The following is a 17,724-nucleotide window of genomic DNA, read 5'->3' as shown; positions in this document are numbered from 1 at the left end:
TTTGTGGTACTTAAATACCATTGTTCGGTTCGTTATTGATTTGATTGGCTGGAGAGCTTTCCCATGCAAATCGAGGCAATTGTGAAAAGGCTTGCAATAATCCCTGATGCCAGGATTTGCGCATATCTTTATAGATGGGATCGTTTCGTTTTAGACACAAGCGTTGTGACTCATTAAAGGTATCTTTGCGATATAAGGTCAATTCAATCGGTGCACCAACGGTCATATTGGCTTGGATGGTGCTGTCGATTGAAATTATGGCACATCGAGCGCCATCCTCAAGGCTGAGATTTGGATTAATGACTCGATCCAGAATCGGTTTTCCATATTTCGATTCACCAATTTGCAGATACGGTGTTTCTTCTGAAGCGGATATGTAATTGCCTTCGGTATAAACCATAAAAATGCCGTGTGGTTGTCCTTGTATTTGTCCACCTAAAATAAATGTGGCATCGCCACTGGTTCCCCTCTGGTTAAGTGCTGGTGCGTGATTTTCTTGTACACTTCGACTCACAGTACCTATGTAATGCGCCGCTTCAAATAATGCACTCACCGTTGCCAAATTGGGCTGTTTGTTTCCCGTTTCGATATCCATGCGAACCCGGCTGACCACTTCTTGTGTGGTAGCTAAACTCCCAGCGGCCAGCAAAACAAAAAAGCGATCAGGTGCTGGCTTAAACGTATGCATTTTGCTGTATGTTGTTACATAGTCGACCCCGGCATTGGTTCGAGAATCGGATGCAAAAACAATCCCTTGATCCAACGTTATGGCAAGACAATAAGTCATCTGAAATCCCTCGCAATTGTTCGGTATGTTCTACACTTTGATTACAACATAGCACAATAAATTTGGATCCTCCTTATGTCGGTACAATGGAAGCATTATCCGAGTAGCCACACACACGACGAATTACTAACCGAGAAACGACGCCCGCGGCAATACGCACGCGCCTTGTGTCGTCATTTACAAGATCTCAGCGACGACGAGTGGCAAGAACGAAAATCGGCAGCTGAGCTAGCGATACGGGTTATGGGCATTACTTTTACGGTATACAGTGAAGGCGATGGTTCCATCGATCGAGCTTGGCCCTTTGATATTATTCCTCGAGTAATCGATAAACGAGAATGGAACAAAGTTGAAGCTGGATTAAAGCAACGTGTCACCGCATTGAATCGTTTTATTGATGATATTTATCACGATCAGCGCATCATCAAAGAAAAGGTGATCCCCAAAGAAGTGTTAGCCAGCTCTTCCAATTATCGTGCGGAATGTCGGGGTATCAACCCTCCGCTGGGCATATGGGCGCATATTTGCGGGTCTGACCTGGTGCGTGGAGCAGACGGCGTGATTCGCGTGCTGGAAGACAATTTACGGGTTCCGTCAGGTGTGTCTTATATGCTCGAAAATCGAATGGTCATGAAACGGGTGTTTCCAGAACTGTTTGAAGCTTACAGCATATTGCCGGTCGACGATTATCCCGCTCAACTGTTCGATACATTAGCCTGTATTTCACCTCGACCGGCGGATTACCCTCAGGTGGTTGTGCTTACGCCGGGCATCTATAACTCGGCCTATTTTGAGCACGCTTATTTAGCGCATCAAATGGGCGCGGAGTTGGTAGAAGGGCGCGATCTGGTGGTGGCCGAAGACGATTGTGTATACATGCGTGCGGTGGAAGGGTTAACCCGAGTGGACGTAATTTATCGACGTATCGACGATTTATTTTTGGATCCAGAAGTGTTTCGTAAAGACTCAATGTTAGGCGTTCCTGGGCTGGTACGAGCCTGGAAAAAAGGCAAAGTAGCGCTTGCCAATGCACCCGGTGCCGGAGTTGCCGATGACAAGGTCGTTTACGCATTTGTACCCGAAATGATCCGGTTTTATCTGGATGAAGAGCCGCTACTGGATCAAGTGCCGACTTTCTTGTGCATGGATAAGAAGCAGAGAGATCATGTGCTGAAAAATCTCGATAAGTTAGTCGTTAAGCCGGCAAATGAGTCGGGAGGGTATGGCATGCTGATTGGTCCTCACGCAACTCGAAAAGAGCGAGAGGCGATGGCCGAGCATATTAAAAAAGACGGTCGCAACTTTGTCGCGCAGCCAGCTCTGGCGCTTTCAACCGTACCGACGTTTATTCGTAACCAGGTAGAACCGAGGCATGTTGATCTGCGTCCTTTTATTCTTTCCGGACAAAACATTCAAACCACCACTGGCGGTTTGACACGAGTGGCCTTACGTAAAGGGTCTTTGGTTGTTAATTCGTCTCAGGGAGGTGGCAGTAAAGACACCTGGATAGTGGATATGCAAGGAAATTCCTGATGTTATCGCGAGTTGCTGAATCACTGTATTGGATGGCTCGCTATGTTGAGCGTGCTGAAAATACAGCGCGTTTAATCAAGGTGAACACTCACTTGCTATTAGATTTGCCACGCGGTATGTCGCCGGGTTGGCGCCCGCTTATTTCCATATCGGGTGGCGAAACACAGTTTAAAGATCGCTATAGCGAATACACGCAAACCAATGCGGTGCGCTTTTTGATTGCCGATGAATCTTATCCCGGCTCGATTGTGAGCGCGTTAGGGTACGCTCGGGAAAATGCTCGTACTATTCGCGATTATATTCCGCGCGAGTCTTGGGAGCAGATCAACAACTTGTACTTAGAGGTTAAAAGCGATCCTGCTGCGGGATTGTCGCAACGTACACGCTATCAGTTTTTAAACGATGTGATCGCCGGTGCGCAACTCCTCACTGGAATGTTGGCCGGAACTCTGAACCACGATCACGGCTATCGGTTGTTACGTTGCGGACGAAATTTGGAGCGTGCCGATATGACTACGCGGATACTGGGAGTGCGCTGCGCCAGCTTGTTACAAGAGCCCATTGAACTCACCCCGTTTGAAAACATTCAGTGGATGAGTGTGTTGCATTCGCTCAGTGCTTATCAGATGTATCGACGACGGATGCAGATGCGTGTTCGACGCGCCGAAGTGTTGCATTTTCTGTTGCAGGATACGAGTTTTCCGCGCTCATACCATCATTGTCTGGTGTCGGTAGAAAACGATCTGATTGAACTGCCACGCAGTGAAGTTAGCTTGCGTTTAACCGTACGTGCACGAAGGTTGGTGCAAGATGCGGATCCGGTGAATTTGAATGGCCAACGATTGGCTAAGCTGGTGGACGATTTGCAGGATGCTGCCGCAGAAATTCATAAAGCGATTGAACAGACTTACTTTTTGCCGCTCGCCAAAGTGTCAGAAAAGCCCAAAGCGGTGGCACAATCATGACGCTGCAGGTGGCACTGAATCATCAGTCACGATATCGCTACGATCAAAAAGTATCGCACTCGCCACAGGTGATTCGACTGCGGCCAGCACCACATAACCGAACACCTATTGTCAGCTATTCATTAAAGGTTACTCCGGAACCGCATTTTTTAAACTGGTTGCAGGATCCGTTTGGTAACTGGCAGGCGCGTGTGGTGTTTCCGAATAAAGTTGAATACTTTGATGTAACAGTGGATTTGGTAGCGGAGCTGACGCCGTACAATCCGTTTGATTTTTTCGTTGAAGAATCTGCCGAAAACTATCCTTTCCAATATTCGTCGGAGTTGGCCAAAGAGCTGGCGCCTTTTTTTGAAAAGCTGCCAGCCTCTGAAGTGTTTAAGAAGTATTTATCGACGATTGATCGCACGCCCGGAGAAGTGATCCCATTTTTATTCCAAGTGAATCATCAATTACAGGAACACATCGCTTACTTGATCCGGTTGGAGCCGGGTGTACAAACACCCACGCAAACGTTGGAAAAACAGTCCGGCTCCTGTCGTGACAGCGCTTGGCTATTGGTACAATTGTTAAGGTATTTGGGTTTTGCCACGCGCTTTACCTCGGGATATTTAATTCAACTTAAGTCGGATAATAAACCACTGGAAGGACCCGCCGGGCCGGAGCAGGATTTCACCGATTTACACGCCTGGTGCGAAGTGTATTTGCCCGGAGCTGGGTGGGTCGGTTTAGACCCTACATCCGGGCTATTTGCTGCAGAAGGTCATATTCCACTTGCTGCGTCCCCCAGTCCTGTTAGCGCTGCGCCTATCACGGGCACAACCGATGTGTGCGAAGCGCAATTTGAGCATCAGATGTCGGTGATGCGTATTAAAGAATCACCGCGCGTAACTTTACCCTACAGCGATAACGTTTGGGCGGAAATTGATGCATTAGGCCAATCGATCGATAAACGACTGCAAAACGACGATGTGCGACTGACCATGGGCGGCGAGCCGACCTTTGTTGCCGTGGATAATATGGATGCTGAAGAGTGGAATACGGCAGCGTTGGGAGAAGAAAAACGAGAGCGAGCCAGTCAATTGGTACAGGAACTGAAGCAGGCATTCGCTCCTGAAGCGGTAGTGATTAAAGGGCAGGGCAAGTGGTATCCCGGTGAACCGCTGCCGCGCTGGGCCGATTATATTTACTGGCGCTGCGACGGTGAACCGGTTTGGCGAGAGACAGAGGCAAGCAAACCTGTCGATGTACATCAGGGTGAACAGTTGCTGATAAATGTTGCCCAGATGCTTGGGGCCAATCCCGAACACGTCACTGCGGCTTACGAAGATCCCTGGCACTGTTTGCATCAGGAACAACAGCTACCGATGGATTGGCAAGAAAACGATCCCCGGTTAGAAGAGGGTAGTGAGAGAGGACAGCTAATGGCAGCTTTGCAACGTGGGCTTAATCAGCCTACCGGCTTTGTTTTACCACTGCAGCCCTGGCAAGGTCGAGCCTGGAAAAGCTGTCGTTGGGCAACACGAAGTGAGCGGTTACTGCTGATACCGGGTGATTCACCCTTGGGGCTGCGCCTGCCTTTGCAAAGCTTGGCGGGAGTATGTGATGCGGAGCAGCCGCCCTGGTTTGAGCAGGATCCTATGGCGCCTCGAACGCCTTTCCCCAAATTAATGCCATTAATGCCTGCCGACCCGGTATTGCAGCAACGTGGAGCAATATCTGAAGACAATTCAAGGATTGTGAATAGTAATATCATTTATACTGCGCTGTGTGTTGAGGCAAGGAAAGATTCGCTCGGTGTGTTTTTACCACCATTGCCTGATGCCGAAGCTTACTTGCAATTGATCACGGCGGTAAATCAGGCAAGCGAAGCGCTGCAATTACCGGTTCAGATAGAAGGTTATCCGCCACCGTTCGATCATCGTTTGCAGCAAATATGTGTAGCCCCGGATCCTGGCGTGATCGAAGTGAATATTCATCCAGCGTCGACATGGGAAGCCCTTTGCAATCAGACCTATAAACTGTATGAGGCCGCTCATCGCTGTAGACTGGGTACCGAAAAGTTTGATCTGGATGGACGTCATGTGGGTACTGGTGGCGGTAATCATCTGGTTTTGGGGGGGGCAACGCCTGCTGACAGCCCGTTTTTAAGGCGCCCGGATCTGCTGGGCAGCCTGCTGCGTTATTGGCAACATCATCCAGCGCTGTCGTATCTGTTCGCCAGCCAGTTTATTGGCCCAACCAGTCAGGCGCCACGAGTGGATGAAGCGCGAGATGATCAGTTGTATGAACTGGAAATTGCACTTCAACAATTGCCCAAACAGGGCGAAGCCGTTCCATTGTGGCACGTTGATCGCGTATTGCGGCATTTACTTACCGATATTACCGGGAACACCCATCGAGCTGAAATCTGCATCGATAAACTCTATTCACCCGACAGCAGCAGTGGACGTTTAGGTTTGGTGGAGTTTCGTTCCTTCGAGATGCCGCCGCATCCACGCATGAGCCTGGTGCAGCAATTATTATTGCGTGGTTTGATCGGCTGGTTCTGGCGGGAGCCCTATACAAAGCCGCTCACACCCTGGGGCAACGCATTGCACGACCGTTATATGCTACCGCATTACTTGGAACAGGACTTGCGACAAGTCATCGATGATTTGAACCAGGCGGGTATGCCTTTTCAGTACGCTTGGTTTGCGCCGCATCTGGAATTTCGCTGCCCGCAATTGGGTGAGGTGTGTTATCGCGATATTAAACTCGGCTTGCGTCGTTCATTGGAACCCTGGCTAACTTTGGGTGAAGAAACCACCCGTAGCGGCACTGCACGATACGTTGATTCCTCTTTGGAGCGGTTACAGGTTCAGGTGAATAATTTCATTCCGGGACGATTTCAAGTTACCTGCAATCAACGCGTGATTCCATTTACACCCACGGGACAACCCGGGGAGTATGTGGCCGGTGTTCGCTATCGAGCGTGGCAACCGCCGTCTTGTTTGCACCCAACACTGCCAGTTGATGGGCCGTTAGTGTTTGATATTGTCGATACCTGGTCGGGTCGCAGTATCGGTGGCTGTACCTGGCATGTTGTTCATCCCGGTGGCCGAAGTTATGAAAGTTTCCCGGTCAACGCACGCACGGCACAAAGTCGGCGTGAATCCTTGTTCAAACCATTCGGGCATACACCTGGTACGTTCATTATTAAAGTAGAAACACCTAACCCGGCGATGCCACTGACTCTGGATTTGCGCTGGTGTAAATCCATTCAATAAAAGCCCCCTTAAGTCATGGTTTGAAATTATAACCGTGACCATTTCATGACAATTCGTGACATCAAGTTCGATAAACTCTTACGCATTCTCAATCTTAAAGAGTAAAAGCTGGTGTTTCGAATCTTTTTAATCCTGCTGATTTTTTACTTAGGTGCTTGTTCAACCACTTACACCACTCCCGGTGGTTCGGTGCATTTGAGTCAACTGTCTGATGAAGGCATTAATGACTTAATGGCAAAGCAACCCGCTGTACGTTTTCCGGCTAACATTGCTGTCGTACGCATACAGTCTTCGGGCTATCAAAACTTGAATGTAAGCAGTTACGGACAAGGTCGTTTCAGTGTAGTGACAACACGCGAAGTGGAAAGCGAACAAGACTTTGAACAATTAACACAGTTACCACAAATTCGCGCAATAGCACCTCTCAACCGCTTGATATTACCATTTGACTTAACTGAATTATCGACTTTGCGAAAAGCCTCGGCTCGATTACGAGCGGATATTCTATTGATTTACAGTTTCGATACATTGTTCAGTGGTATTTATGTAAAATAATAGCAATTTACAAAATACGAACGAATTTAAAATTTGGGAAAAATAAATATGACTGACCTGGGGTTTAAACCAATATTTAGATTTTTAATTATATTAATTATTTCTATGAGTAGCTTTGCAACTACATTGGATAAAGCTAAATTCAGAATTGAGTCTCCCAAAGGTAATGGAGAAATGTTTTTGTCTGGTGTTTATATTTATAAACCGATTGGAGGTGAAGGATGGGACGAAGTAAGCTTAAATGCACATTTTAGATGGCTATCACAATTAGGTATAAACTTAATTCATGTAGATGATATTAGGCTTAGTGATAGCTCGGGAACCGATGAAGAAAATATTGAAAAGTTTATAAGCTTAGCTCGAAAACACAATTTACAAATTATATGGCAAATTGGAAGTGCGTACTTTAGACCTAGTTATTATGATATTTCCGAAGGTAATTGGTGTACAGATGAATGTGAAAATGGTGCGCAATATGCGGCTACTAAAATATATTCATTGCAGAAAAAAAATATCGATATTTTAGCATTTAGCATTAAGGAAGAGCCGGTTGACGACCCTGTAATAATGAGTTACTTAATGAACTACTATGAAAAAATAAATTATAATGTAATGCAACTTGGAGGAGAAGTTGCTCCATTTTTCTTATTGCATAACTATAGTGGAACAGCAAGATTTATCAAAAACAATTATACTGGTTACGAAAAAAATGTACCAAAACTAACAGGAACAGATCGATATTTTATGTCGCGAGATTCAGGTATATTGTTTAACCCTAATCGAGCGCTTAATTTATTTAGTAATTCACCGCACGACGTTTACTCTTTTAGAAAAGAAAAACTTGAGCCTCAAGCTTTTTTTTCAATTATTTCAGGTAATTCACATTTAATGTGGAACGAATCTGCGAGCCAATATGATGATGCTCTTGATGGGTTTTTGTATTATGCTCCGAAATATTCTATTCGTGCTCAGATTTGGCTAAGTATTGCTAATAGTAGCCATGGAATAATGGCATGGAGTGCCAATGTATTAGATGAACTTGGCACTAATAGTGTAAAAATATTTAATATGATTGGACCCGACAATAGAGGTCATAGGACACTTTTTGAATATGCTGACACAATTAGAAAACTTCAGAAATTTGGCTGGATCTTCAATAGAACAAATAATCCAAAATCGGATGATACAATTTTGATGAATAAGGACTCGATGATAGTCTCGAAGTCATTAGATATTGAAGAAATAACGGATGGTAAGCTATTTGTAGTTGTTAACAAAAAAATATCTACTCATACTAGAGTGGATACTGGGTCTTCATTTATATTTGATAATAAAGGAGAGTTAAGTCTAAGTGACTTTCCGCCTATAATGGAAAATACTACAGTCACAATAAGCGAGGATGGGGATGGCATTTATGATGTTGCGACAGGAAGACAATATAGAGCAAAAGATATAGTAGAAATTGAGCCAGGTGATGGTCTAGTACTTTTTAAGGGTTCAGAAAAAAGTATAGAAAAAATTAGGAGACTATCAGGAATTAGTTCTACTTTTAAAATTAATGGAAGATTACCTACAAACTCTAATTATGACTATACTAACCAAAGAATAGTATTTCCTTCAAGCCCGCTAAGAGGTAGTGGTGATTATGTAATTAATGGTTTGTTTAAGGAGCGAGAGTTCACTCTAGACAGAAAGTATAAATTACATGTGTCGGTTAGTGGAAACGGTGGGGCAACATTTCAAGCAAGAGTGTTTGGCTATAATAATGGAGAACAAACAATATCTTCAGATATAGGTATAAGTGAAACAACTCTTAGTGCTTCAATCATTGATATAGTGAGTAATGAGTTTGTTATTTCCTCATCAATAGCTGATAAAGCAAGAATATACTTTTATCATCAGAATAAAGTAGGGGAACTCACAATTCATGATGCTTGGCTTGAGGATGTTTCTAGTGAGATTTATTTGAACTCTTATTATTATATTAATTATGGAGTTACTTTTAGCCCATATATGGAATATAAAGTTTATGTTGAAGCAAAAGAGTTAGCAAATGAAGAAAGTGAAATCGGTGTTAAATACCTTGCATACAATAAACTGCACCAACTTGTTGAGTCCAAAGATATAAATGGCGTTGCATGGGGCACCGAACTAACAAAAGAGTTTAATTATGTAACAACCGACAGCTCTACATTTAAGGTAGATCGAAGTGATGTTGAATATATTCGTATAGCTATCTATCGCACAAATAAAAAAACTAAGCCAAATAATACAATCGTTCTACGAAACGTATGGGTTGAAGAAGTTCTATAATGCAAATAGTTTTTATACTAGCAATGGTTTATTTCTATAATATTAAATAGAAGACGTTATTTATGAAACAATGTCAATCCGATAATTTTTATTGCTGGAGTGAGTTTAATCCGGAGCGAAATATCGACTTTCACAGTTACTTATGGATACACCCAAAAGGCAATGTGGTTTTCGATCCATTGTCAATTTCATTACACGATCTGGAACATCTTCAAGCATTAGGTGGTGTTAAATATATTTTACTAACAAATTCTGATCATGTTCGAGACGCTGAATCGTTAGCGAAAATTACTGATGCAAAAGTGTTGGGGCCGAAAGCAGAGAAACGTTCGTTTCCTTATCCATGTGATCAATGGATTGGTGAAGGTGACGAGATTATTGATGGTTTAACTGTTTATGAATTAGAAGGGTCGAAAACACCCGGAGAGTTGGCTTTTTTAATTGACGATAAAGTGCTGGTAACTGGCGATCTGATTCGTTGCCACCAAGCCGGAAAATTGTGCTTGTTGCCCAATGCAAAATTAAACGATAAAACAGCGGCCGTTCAATCCATTCGCCGATTTGTCGTACTGAATCATTTGGAAGCGGTGTTGCCTGGCGACGGTTGGCCAATTTTTCAAAATGCTCATCAAAGTATTAAGTTATTGGTCGATCAATCACTATGAACAAAATATTATGCGTGATTTTCGCAGTGAGCATAGTAATAAATGTTTTCGCAGCTCAACAAAAAACAGATTTAGGACAGGAAAATTATATGATCGCAAAAGGTACATTTGAAGTTAGCTTGCAGCCACAACAGGATCAGTCTTTTGAAGCCGGACGCTTTACGCTTGATAAAACATACAGCGGCGACTTGGCGGGCGCTGCGACAGGACAAATGCTGAGTCATCGAACTTCGGTAGAAGGCTCGGCAGGTTATGTGGCCATTGAAAAAGTACAGGCTACGTTAAACGGGAAACAAGGCCAATTTGTTTTACTACACAAAGGTGTGATGGATAAAGGTCAGCAACATCAAGACATCAGTGTGATCCCGGGTTCCGGCACTGATGAATTAATTGGATTGAGCGGGCAATTGGTTATCGATATTAAAGAGAGCAAACACTTTTATACGTTTAAATATACTCTACCGCAGTAATCGTCATGAGCGAATGGTTACGAGTCGAAGTGTATGGTAAGCGATTTGCTGTTCGACGACAGTAGGAGCGATGGTTATTGTTTCAGGAGTCACCATCTGGGTTGAAAACATTGGTTCACGACATAATTATTCCTGATGATTTGGATGAAGGTGGGATTGCAAACTATCTTGCGGATATTTACCACGAGTATGCGACGGATGAAAACGGTCGTGTTGTCCAATTCTAAATTGAAGAATTAACGGGTATTTGGGCTGCAATAAAAAACCCGTCATTTAAGACGGGTTTTTGCGATAGAGGAAAGCGCGATTACTTCTTAGCTTTTTTCTCTTTTTCTTCAGCTGCTTTTTCAAGTAGCTCCAGCAGTTCTTCATTCAGCGCTGGTACTTTGGTTAAAGCGTCTTTATCTTCGGCTGATTCGGCTAACTGATTGTATTGCTCGTTTGCCAATGTGTTCAGCTCTCGATGTTCTTTAGCCAATTCGTTGGCCTTTTCCAAAAGCTCCTTTTGTTCTTTCACCGTGGCTTCAGCGGTCTGCTTTTCTTTACGCAGCTTTTTGCTTAAGTCTTCGGCTTGTTTACGCGCTTTGGCTTCGTCCATTTTTTCCTTTTTTAGCGCTTTCATTTTTTTCACAACATTTTCTGGCGTATCGGCCAAAATTTTTGTGATTTGCTTAATTTCTTTTTGCTTCTCTGCCAGTTGCGACTTTACTTTTTTAAGCTCATCACCGGTTTGTGATTTATTAGCAACCATGGACTGTTCAGCGATTTCTTTTTCACTTTCGGCTTGCTCTTTTGCTGCTAAAGCGGCTTGAGTGGCTTTTTCACTGGCTTCTACCTTGGCCTGCATGTCGGCAATCGCCTTTTCGGCTTTGTCTTGAGCTGCTTTAATTTCAGCTTCGGCATTGTTGGCCAGGTTGATGGTATTGTTAAGAGCGGCTTCAAGCTCTTCGGTGGTGTATTCTTCAGGTAAGCCCAGACCTTTGGCGGCGGTTTGCATCAGGACCTGTTTGCTGATGGCTAATTCTTTCCACACCTGGAGTTGAACTTCAATGCTTGCTTGTTCCAATAGCTGTCTCCTCTACTGCTTAAATTTTGCGCGGCATAATACAAGAAAAGTGGAAAAATATCTAGAAAAGTTGAAAAAATAAGCAAAACAATCGCATTATTCGTTAAATCACGAGGGATTGATTCTGAATTATTTACATGTAACGTTTTGAATTACCGACAAAAAATTATTCTTATCTGCCGATTATACAAAATCTAAAAAAATACCCTAATTCCTGCTGGATTCACTTCGACGAGCTATTAAAGACGTCTTTTTATAAGTGTTCTGTAAAAGTTTCTTTAAAAAGCAGTATTTAGGGTGATTTTACCAACTCTGGTGCGGATTTCTGAGGGGCTTTTTGCTGCTGTAAATAGCGATCTTTTGCCTGCCAGATATCGTTGAGCCAGTTTTGTACCTTAATTCGCGTCTCATTCGTCGTCATATCGCCTATCAAATGCGCATCGATTTCGAATACGTTCACTTTAACATCGATGTTGTTGATTTTGCCGCAAAGAAAGTCCCAAAAGCTGGGAATGCCATCAGGATAATGAATAGTGACGTCGACTACGGTATGCATCTGTTCCCCTAAGATGGAGAGTACCGTTCCAATACCACCTGATTTAGGTTTTAGTAGATGTTGATATGGTGTGTTTTGTCTTTGCGCTTTCGCCGCAGTAAATCGTGTGCCTTCAACAAAATTCATCACGGAAATGGGAATGTGTTTGAATTTTTCGCACGCGGCTTGTGTGGTTTTTAAGTCTTGACCCTTTTTGTGCGGGTATTTTTTTAAATACGATTTGGAATGCCGCTTCATAAAAGGAAAATCCAGTGCCCACCAAGCCATGCCTAACAGAGGCACAAAAATAAGCTCTTTTTTAAGAAAAAACTTTAAAAAAGGAATTTTACGGTTAAAGATTTTTTGGAGCACATAAATGTCGACCCAAGATTGATGATTGGCAATGACCAAGTACCAATGCTCGGTAGAAAACTCGGTATCTTTAGGCCAGGTGACATTTATTCTACAGTGAAATTGCGCCATGAAACTGTTGATACTGATCCAGAAGCTAGCGCAATGATTCAGCATCGCGCTGATTAACCGGCGAACCGCCACAATGGGAATCAATAACTTTAATAAAGATAACAACAATATCGGGATGATCCAGAAAAGGGTGTTAGTCGTGAACAATACAAACCCAATAACGCCAATTATGTGGCGAATAAATACAGACATAAGGAGGAACTCTTAAGACTTTTGATTAAACAGGTTTTCCCAGAATTTTTTTTGCAGATCAGCCATTTTTTTAAAGTCGTCGGGCATGAAATTCTGCATCATCTCTGCGGCATTAAAGTCGGCTGACTGCATTTGCTCTTTAGCCTGTTTTAGCAACTCTTCGTGGACTTCACTGACATCGGGCATACCGAAAAAACGTCTCCACTCTTCCGGTGTTGCGTCTATTTCAAATTGTACTTTCATTGTTTTTTCCTGTTGTTTACTTAACCTCAACTTGGAATAAAAAACTGAAGTTAAAAGCCGATAACCAGTGATCGGCTTTAGTCATTGGAAGCCTATACCAAATTGAGGAGACTTACCTCAATCTTCGAGGTAAGTGTAGCCTTGCAAGCCGGAAGTGAGTTCATCAAGATAGCTCTGTTGTAAATCGGCGGGCAATTCAGCATTGGCAAGTTGTTGTTCGTATTGTTGTGATAGCAGTTTTTCATCGAAGTGAACGATGGATAAAACCTCTGCTACGGTATCACCTTCGGTGTGCTCTTTTTCGACGAACTCGCCATTACCTTTAAGATCAATATGCACCGAATGAGTGTCTCCAAACAGGTTGTGCAAATCACCAAGAATTTCTTGATAAGCACCAACCAGAAAAATACCGATCAGCGGAGACTCATCATCGTCTACAGTGGGTAACAATAAGCTGCGTTCGATACTTTGTCCATTGACATAGCGTTCAATACGGCCGTCTGAGTCGCAGGTGATGTCCTTGATAATACCACGGCTGTCGAGTGGTTTGTTTAAATGAGTGATAGGGACAACCGGAAAAATCTGCGACACACCCCAGGCATCAGGCAATGATTGAAATAAGCTGAAGTTACAAAACAGTTTATGTGCCAGTTTGTTATCCAGTTCAGTGAGTATGTCTTCGTGGCCAGAAATGGAATGATCCAATAACGGTCGAATTTTGCGGCAAATGGCAAAGTATAGCTGTTCACTGCGGGCCCATTCTTCAAGCGTTAGTGACTCGTGGGTGTATAGCATCAGTGCTTCGTTCAGATAAAAGACCGCCGAGTGATAGGCTTCGATCGCGTTGTCGGCATTAACATTCTGATAATGACGCCACAGGTTTTGGAGTACATTGGTGTCTTTATCTGTGACTTCTTCCGGTTCGCCTAGCCCCGGAGCTTGTTCACGATCAAACATATTGGTTACTAATACCGCATGATGTGCCGTGAGTGCACGGCCTGACTCAGTGACAATTTCCGGGTGTGGCATTTGCTGTTCTTCCAGAGCTTCAAAAATGGTTTGAACCACGGTGTTGGCGTACTCCTGTACCGAGTAATTGATGGAGTAATAAGACGGCGACTGTGTGCCTTCATAATCGACACCTAGGCCACCACCGACATCAATTACCTCGACCGGAAGCCCCATACGCTTAAGCTCAACAAAATAACGAGCGCATTCTTTAACACCTTTACGGATGTCGGTGATGCTGGAAATTTGTGAGCCCAAATGGCAATGTAGCAGTTTTAGGCAGTGACTTTTGCCGTGTTCTTCGAGCATACCGAGCAACTTTAATAATTGGCTCGGTGACAATCCAAACTTGGATTTTTCGCCGCCAGTGTCTTGCCAGTTGCCCTTACTGATCGCATACATACGAACCCGTACTCCCAGTATGGGATCAATCTCCATTTTTTCTGCTTCTTCCAAGATCAGCTTTAATTCGTGCATTTTTTCCACGACCAAGAAAACACGGCGTCCCATTTTCTGACCGATTAAAGCGGTTCGTATATATTCACGATCTTTGTAACCGTTACAAATGACCATGCTGTCTTTTGGCATGTTGGTACCGAGTACGGCCATTAATTCTGGTTTGCTACCCGATTCCAAGCCAAAGCGTGCACCACCGTGTTGTGCTAATTCATTCACCACGGCTCGTTGTTGGTTCACTTTTATCGGATACACACAGGTGTAACGGTTTTGATACTGGTGTTCGTCAATTGCGTGAGTGAATGCATCGGCAATGTGGTCGAAGCGTTCGCGTAAAATATTACCGAAGCGAATCAATACAGGTAGCGGCTTTTCATCGAGATTCAACTTTTCAACAATGCGATGGATTTTGTGTGCATGTGTTTGCTGTTGATCCTTGGATATCACAACCAGATCGCCATCTTGATCGATGTCGAAAAAACCATCACTCCAAAGTGGAATGTTGTAATTATCCAGTGCGGTACGGGTTTGCTCTGACATTAAGGTTCTCTGTAGTTAGGGTTGACAGTTTTTGGTAATGGCGTTTCGCAGGTCCGACAAAAATTTCTCGCGTTGAGAATCGTCCAGGTAAATGCGTTCGCCTTTTTCGTTGTAATCGTAAATGGCTTGCGAACGCTCGAAATCCTGCAATTCACGGCGAGCAATTTTGCATTGGTGCTCACGCTCTTTCTTATCAGATTCCGCTTGTGCTTTTTCCGCTGCTTCTTGTTGCTGCTTTTGGCGTGTGGCGTTTATCCATTGATTGGCTTTACGAATACGTTCTTGTGCAGAAACCTGAGGTTTGTGGTTTGCTCCGTCATCTTCACTGGGTGTTACTTTGGGGTGTTCGATATCCACAGTGTTGACCGATTGCTGATCGGTAGGTGGTTTATCACTGTAATGAACTTTGCCGTTTTCATCCACCCATTTGTAAATTTTGGCCTCGGACATTGCCGGTAGTAATAGCAAGCAGATAACCAGCGAAAAAAGGTTCCTTTGATTGAAATTCATAGCTCTTCGGTTATAGTGTGGGCCATTGCAATTCGACCCTTAGGTGAAAGATGATAGATGCGAAGATTATAGATGATCTGGCGGTGAAATTGTCACAATTAATTCCACCGGAAATGAAAAATATGCACCACCAAATGCAGACCCAATTTAAGCAATTATTGCAGAGTCAACTGGGTAAAATGGATTTGGTCACGCGTGATGAATTTGACGTTCAAACTAAGGTTTTGCAGAAAACCCGGCAGAAGTTAACCGAGCTTGAAGCGCAAGTGGCTGAACTGGAACAAAAATTATCACAATAAGCTCTGCAATATCGTTGTTATCAAATCATAAATCCAGCAAACAAATAGAGTAATAAAGTTGTTCCACCGGCCGTCAGTGCGTAGGGTAGCTGGGTTTTGACATGATCCAGGTGGTCGCAACCAGCTGCCAGTGACGAGACAATGGTGGTATCCGAAATCGGTGAGCAGTGGTCACCAAAAACGCCACCGCCCAGAATTGCGGCCAAAATTAATTCCGGTGGAATCCCCAGTGTGTGCGCAATGGGCATACCTATTGGAATCAAGATCCCAAAAGTGCCCCAGGAAGTGCCTGTCGTAAACGAAATAACGCTGGCAGCCAAAAACAGCAGCGGCGTTACTAAGACCAAAGGTAAGTTTTCACTGATCATTTGTGCGACAAAATCACCCGTCCCTAACGCTTTCATACTGGCTCCCAGAGATAATGCGAGCAATACCGTTGTCACTAGGCCTAGTAACTTACTCATGCCTTCGAAACCCCACTGGATCAGCACTTTGTGTTTTTCGCCATGTTGCAGCTTGAGAAGCAGATAAGCGACCAACAAGGCGCTGAAGGTCGCCCAAAGTACCGAGCGAGAACCGGAACCTTTTAATAAGGCATCTCCAAAGCCGAAAGACATTACGCCATTACTGAGTAAGCTTTGGCGGCCGGTAAACCACATAAAAAACACAATACCGATAATCATGGTCGCTAGTGGAAGCAACATAAAACGCTTTTTGCTTGGCGGCTCCATAACTTCCAATGCGTTATCAACCAGCTTTTGTTCACTGTGCTTCATCGGGCCATGCACCCGATTACTCAGTACGGTATAGAACACCAACGCCAGTGTTAGCAACGCGTAAAAGTTAAGGCCAAGCGAGCCCAACAGTACAGCATTGCTTTGCTCTTCTGAAAAGTCTCCTATCAAGCCCAGGATATAAGCTCCCCAGGCGTTCATTACAATCAGTACAGAAACCGGTGCGCACGTGGAGTCGATGATGTAAGCCAATCGCTCGCGACTCATATTGAACCGGTCAAATAAGTTGCGCGACAGAATTCCTGAAGTGAGTACGCTTAGGTTGGTTTCGATAAAAATAAATATGCCCATCATCGTTGGCAATAAACCGACTTTTCGCGGCGTATTGGCCAGACCCTTGTGGCTGATCCAATGAACAAAAGCGGAGACACCGCCAGACTTCTGGATCAAGGTTAATAATGCGCCAACCAATAAACTGAATAATAAAATCCGAGTATTTCCAGCGTCGCCCAACACCGACACCAGTCGTTCAATAGTGGTAATAAAACCAACACCGGGATGAAAGTTTGCTAATAAGAGTTCAGCACTGAAAATGGCGATTAATAAGGCCAAGATCACTTCTTTTTTCCAAACCGCGATGATGATTGCCAACACCGGCGGTAATAGGGTCCACCATTGCATGGTTATTCTCTTTATTCTTTCTGTTTGTGAGGCTCGATACTAATCGGATCGCGTCAGTATGCAAGTTTCAAATTCACTACATTTTGGTAGAGTCAGCCAAAGTAACGCTTTCAACCTAATATAAATGCAATAAAAACAATAAGATACCTATTGGCATGTGTTTCGCTTTAAGTGTATCGACACAGGGTTAAAACACAGGAGAAACTCATGTTGGAATTGATTATAGGTATTGTGTTGGGTGCGGCTTTCCATGAATTTTGGAAAGAATTGTTCGATAAATGCAAAGCGAAAGTGACGGAGTGGTCGTCCAAAAATAATACGAAAAAGTCCGGTAATGTAGTAGATGGTGAAGTGGTTAACGAAACAAACGATCACAAAGCAGCACCATCCAGCTAGCTTTTTTCTCTCTCCACAGCCCACACA

At 43.9% G+C, this 17,724-nt stretch carries 17 protein-coding genes; 10 read left to right on the top strand and 7 right to left on the bottom strand.

The window, feature by feature from the left end:
* Positions 1-10 precede the first annotated feature (10 nt).
* Entirely contained in the window at positions 11-787 is a 777-nt protein-coding gene (locus tag ACTUJY_RS06110) for a peptidase (protein WP_463615179.1), read from the bottom strand.
* A 75-nt stretch (positions 788-862) separates the two neighbouring features.
* On the opposite strand from ACTUJY_RS06110, the gene ACTUJY_RS06105 reads away from it, so the two are divergent.
* From ACTUJY_RS06105 to ACTUJY_RS06070, 8 genes are all read left to right on the top strand, one after another.
* Positions 863-2,320 carry a circularly permuted type 2 ATP-grasp protein gene (locus ACTUJY_RS06105; RefSeq protein WP_463615178.1) on the top strand — a complete coding sequence of 486 codons (1,458 nt, stop codon included), beginning with the start codon at positions 863-865 and terminating at the stop codon, positions 2,318-2,320.
* The gene (locus tag ACTUJY_RS06100; RefSeq protein ID WP_463615177.1) at positions 2,320-3,285 is read left to right on the top strand and encodes an alpha-E domain-containing protein; all 966 of its coding nucleotides are present in this window, start codon (positions 2,320-2,322) and stop codon (positions 3,283-3,285) included. The genes ACTUJY_RS06105 and ACTUJY_RS06100 overlap by 1 nt, the downstream gene beginning before the upstream one ends.
* Positions 3,282-6,551, top strand: coding sequence for a transglutaminase family protein (locus ACTUJY_RS06095; RefSeq protein WP_463615176.1), 3,270 nt, complete (start codon positions 3,282-3,284; stop codon positions 6,549-6,551). Before ACTUJY_RS06100 ends, ACTUJY_RS06095 begins: the two co-directional genes overlap by 4 nt.
* Before the next feature lie 111 nt (positions 6,552-6,662).
* Positions 6,663-7,106, top strand: coding sequence for a hypothetical protein (locus ACTUJY_RS06090; RefSeq protein WP_463615175.1), 444 nt, complete (start codon positions 6,663-6,665; stop codon positions 7,104-7,106).
* A gap of 48 nt (positions 7,107-7,154) precedes the next feature.
* Positions 7,155-9,419 carry a hypothetical protein gene (locus ACTUJY_RS06085; RefSeq protein WP_463615174.1) on the top strand — a complete coding sequence of 755 codons (2,265 nt, stop codon included), beginning with the start codon at positions 7,155-7,157 and terminating at the stop codon, positions 9,417-9,419.
* A gap of 62 nt (positions 9,420-9,481) precedes the next feature.
* Positions 9,482-10,084 (top strand): MBL fold metallo-hydrolase, encoded by a 603-nt coding sequence (locus tag ACTUJY_RS06080; protein ID WP_463615173.1) that lies wholly within the window; start codon positions 9,482-9,484, stop codon positions 10,082-10,084.
* An 89-nt stretch (positions 10,085-10,173) separates the two neighbouring features.
* Complete coding sequence (locus ACTUJY_RS06075) at positions 10,174-10,554, top strand: DUF3224 domain-containing protein (RefSeq protein ID WP_463615172.1); 381 nt, start codon at positions 10,174-10,176, stop codon at positions 10,552-10,554.
* Positions 10,555-10,631: 77 nt separating this feature from the next.
* Entirely contained in the window at positions 10,632-10,781 is a 150-nt protein-coding gene (locus ACTUJY_RS06070; RefSeq protein WP_463615171.1) for a DUF7661 family protein, read from the top strand.
* Positions 10,782-10,861: 80 nt separating this feature from the next.
* On the opposite strand, the gene ACTUJY_RS06065 is transcribed toward ACTUJY_RS06070, so the two are convergent.
* The 5 genes from ACTUJY_RS06065 to ACTUJY_RS06045 all read right to left on the bottom strand — a co-directional run bounded on the left by ACTUJY_RS06065 (position 10,862) and on the right by ACTUJY_RS06045 (position 15,587).
* Positions 10,862-11,620 (bottom strand): hypothetical protein, encoded by a 759-nt coding sequence (locus tag ACTUJY_RS06065; protein ID WP_463615170.1) that lies wholly within the window; start codon positions 11,618-11,620, stop codon positions 10,862-10,864.
* A gap of 292 nt (positions 11,621-11,912) precedes the next feature.
* The gene (locus ACTUJY_RS06060) at positions 11,913-12,830 is read right to left on the bottom strand and encodes an acyltransferase (protein ID WP_463615169.1); all 918 of its coding nucleotides are present in this window, start codon (positions 12,828-12,830) and stop codon (positions 11,913-11,915) included.
* Positions 12,831-12,842: 12 nt separating this feature from the next.
* Entirely contained in the window at positions 12,843-13,073 is a 231-nt protein-coding gene (locus ACTUJY_RS06055) for a DUF6489 family protein (protein ID WP_463615168.1), read from the bottom strand.
* A gap of 117 nt (positions 13,074-13,190) precedes the next feature.
* Positions 13,191-15,077 carry a biosynthetic arginine decarboxylase gene (gene speA / locus ACTUJY_RS06050; RefSeq protein ID WP_463615167.1) on the bottom strand — a complete coding sequence of 629 codons (1,887 nt, stop codon included), beginning with the start codon at positions 15,075-15,077 and terminating at the stop codon, positions 13,191-13,193.
* A 15-nt stretch (positions 15,078-15,092) separates the two neighbouring features.
* Positions 15,093-15,587: a DUF4124 domain-containing protein gene (locus ACTUJY_RS06045; protein ID WP_463615166.1), complete on the bottom strand. Its 495-nt coding sequence runs from the start codon at positions 15,585-15,587 to the stop codon at positions 15,093-15,095.
* Between the two features lie 50 nt (positions 15,588-15,637).
* On the opposite strand from ACTUJY_RS06045, the gene ACTUJY_RS06040 reads away from it, so the two are divergent.
* The gene (locus ACTUJY_RS06040; RefSeq protein ID WP_463615165.1) at positions 15,638-15,886 is read left to right on the top strand and encodes an accessory factor UbiK family protein; all 249 of its coding nucleotides are present in this window, start codon (positions 15,638-15,640) and stop codon (positions 15,884-15,886) included.
* A 20-nt stretch (positions 15,887-15,906) separates the two neighbouring features.
* Here ACTUJY_RS06040 and ACTUJY_RS06035 read toward each other — a convergent pair whose 3' ends face one another.
* Positions 15,907-17,301 (bottom strand): Na+/H+ antiporter NhaC family protein, encoded by a 1,395-nt coding sequence (locus tag ACTUJY_RS06035; RefSeq protein WP_463615164.1) that lies wholly within the window; start codon positions 17,299-17,301, stop codon positions 15,907-15,909.
* A gap of 207 nt (positions 17,302-17,508) precedes the next feature.
* On the opposite strand from ACTUJY_RS06035, the gene ACTUJY_RS06030 reads away from it, so the two are divergent.
* Entirely contained in the window at positions 17,509-17,697 is a 189-nt protein-coding gene (locus tag ACTUJY_RS06030) for a hypothetical protein (protein ID WP_463615163.1), read from the top strand.
* Positions 17,698-17,724 lie beyond the last annotated feature (27 nt).

This window comes from Pleionea sp. WD8-19, from assembly GCF_055326765.1.
The sequence above is the reverse complement of the archived record's forward strand: the minus strand, read 5'-3'. Positions and strand labels throughout refer to the sequence as shown.

Excerpts from the sequence above, each read along its gene's own strand:
- ACTUJY_RS06110 (WP_463615179.1), bottom strand. The coding sequence starts at position 787 with ATGACTTATTGTCTTGCCATAACGTTGGATCAAGGGATTGTTTTTGCA.
- ACTUJY_RS06105 (WP_463615178.1), top strand. The coding sequence starts at position 863 with ATGTCGGTACAATGGAAGCATTATCCGAGTAGCCACACACACGACGAA.
- ACTUJY_RS06100 (WP_463615177.1), top strand. The coding sequence starts at position 2,320 with ATGTTATCGCGAGTTGCTGAATCACTGTATTGGATGGCTCGCTATGTT.
- ACTUJY_RS06095 (WP_463615176.1), top strand. The coding sequence starts at position 3,282 with ATGACGCTGCAGGTGGCACTGAATCATCAGTCACGATATCGCTACGAT.
- ACTUJY_RS06085 (WP_463615174.1), top strand. The coding sequence starts at position 7,155 with ATGACTGACCTGGGGTTTAAACCAATATTTAGATTTTTAATTATATTA.
- ACTUJY_RS06080 (WP_463615173.1), top strand. The coding sequence starts at position 9,482 with ATGAAACAATGTCAATCCGATAATTTTTATTGCTGGAGTGAGTTTAAT.
- ACTUJY_RS06075 (WP_463615172.1), top strand. The coding sequence starts at position 10,174 with ATGATCGCAAAAGGTACATTTGAAGTTAGCTTGCAGCCACAACAGGAT.
- ACTUJY_RS06060 (WP_463615169.1), bottom strand. The coding sequence starts at position 12,830 with ATGTCTGTATTTATTCGCCACATAATTGGCGTTATTGGGTTTGTATTG.
- ACTUJY_RS06055 (WP_463615168.1), bottom strand. The coding sequence starts at position 13,073 with ATGAAAGTACAATTTGAAATAGACGCAACACCGGAAGAGTGGAGACGT.
- speA (WP_463615167.1), bottom strand. The coding sequence starts at position 15,077 with ATGTCAGAGCAAACCCGTACCGCACTGGATAATTACAACATTCCACTT.
- ACTUJY_RS06045 (WP_463615166.1), bottom strand. The coding sequence starts at position 15,587 with ATGAATTTCAATCAAAGGAACCTTTTTTCGCTGGTTATCTGCTTGCTA.
- ACTUJY_RS06040 (WP_463615165.1), top strand. The coding sequence starts at position 15,638 with ATGATAGATGCGAAGATTATAGATGATCTGGCGGTGAAATTGTCACAA.
- ACTUJY_RS06035 (WP_463615164.1), bottom strand. The coding sequence starts at position 17,301 with ATGCAATGGTGGACCCTATTACCGCCGGTGTTGGCAATCATCATCGCG.
- ACTUJY_RS06030 (WP_463615163.1), top strand. The coding sequence starts at position 17,509 with ATGTTGGAATTGATTATAGGTATTGTGTTGGGTGCGGCTTTCCATGAA.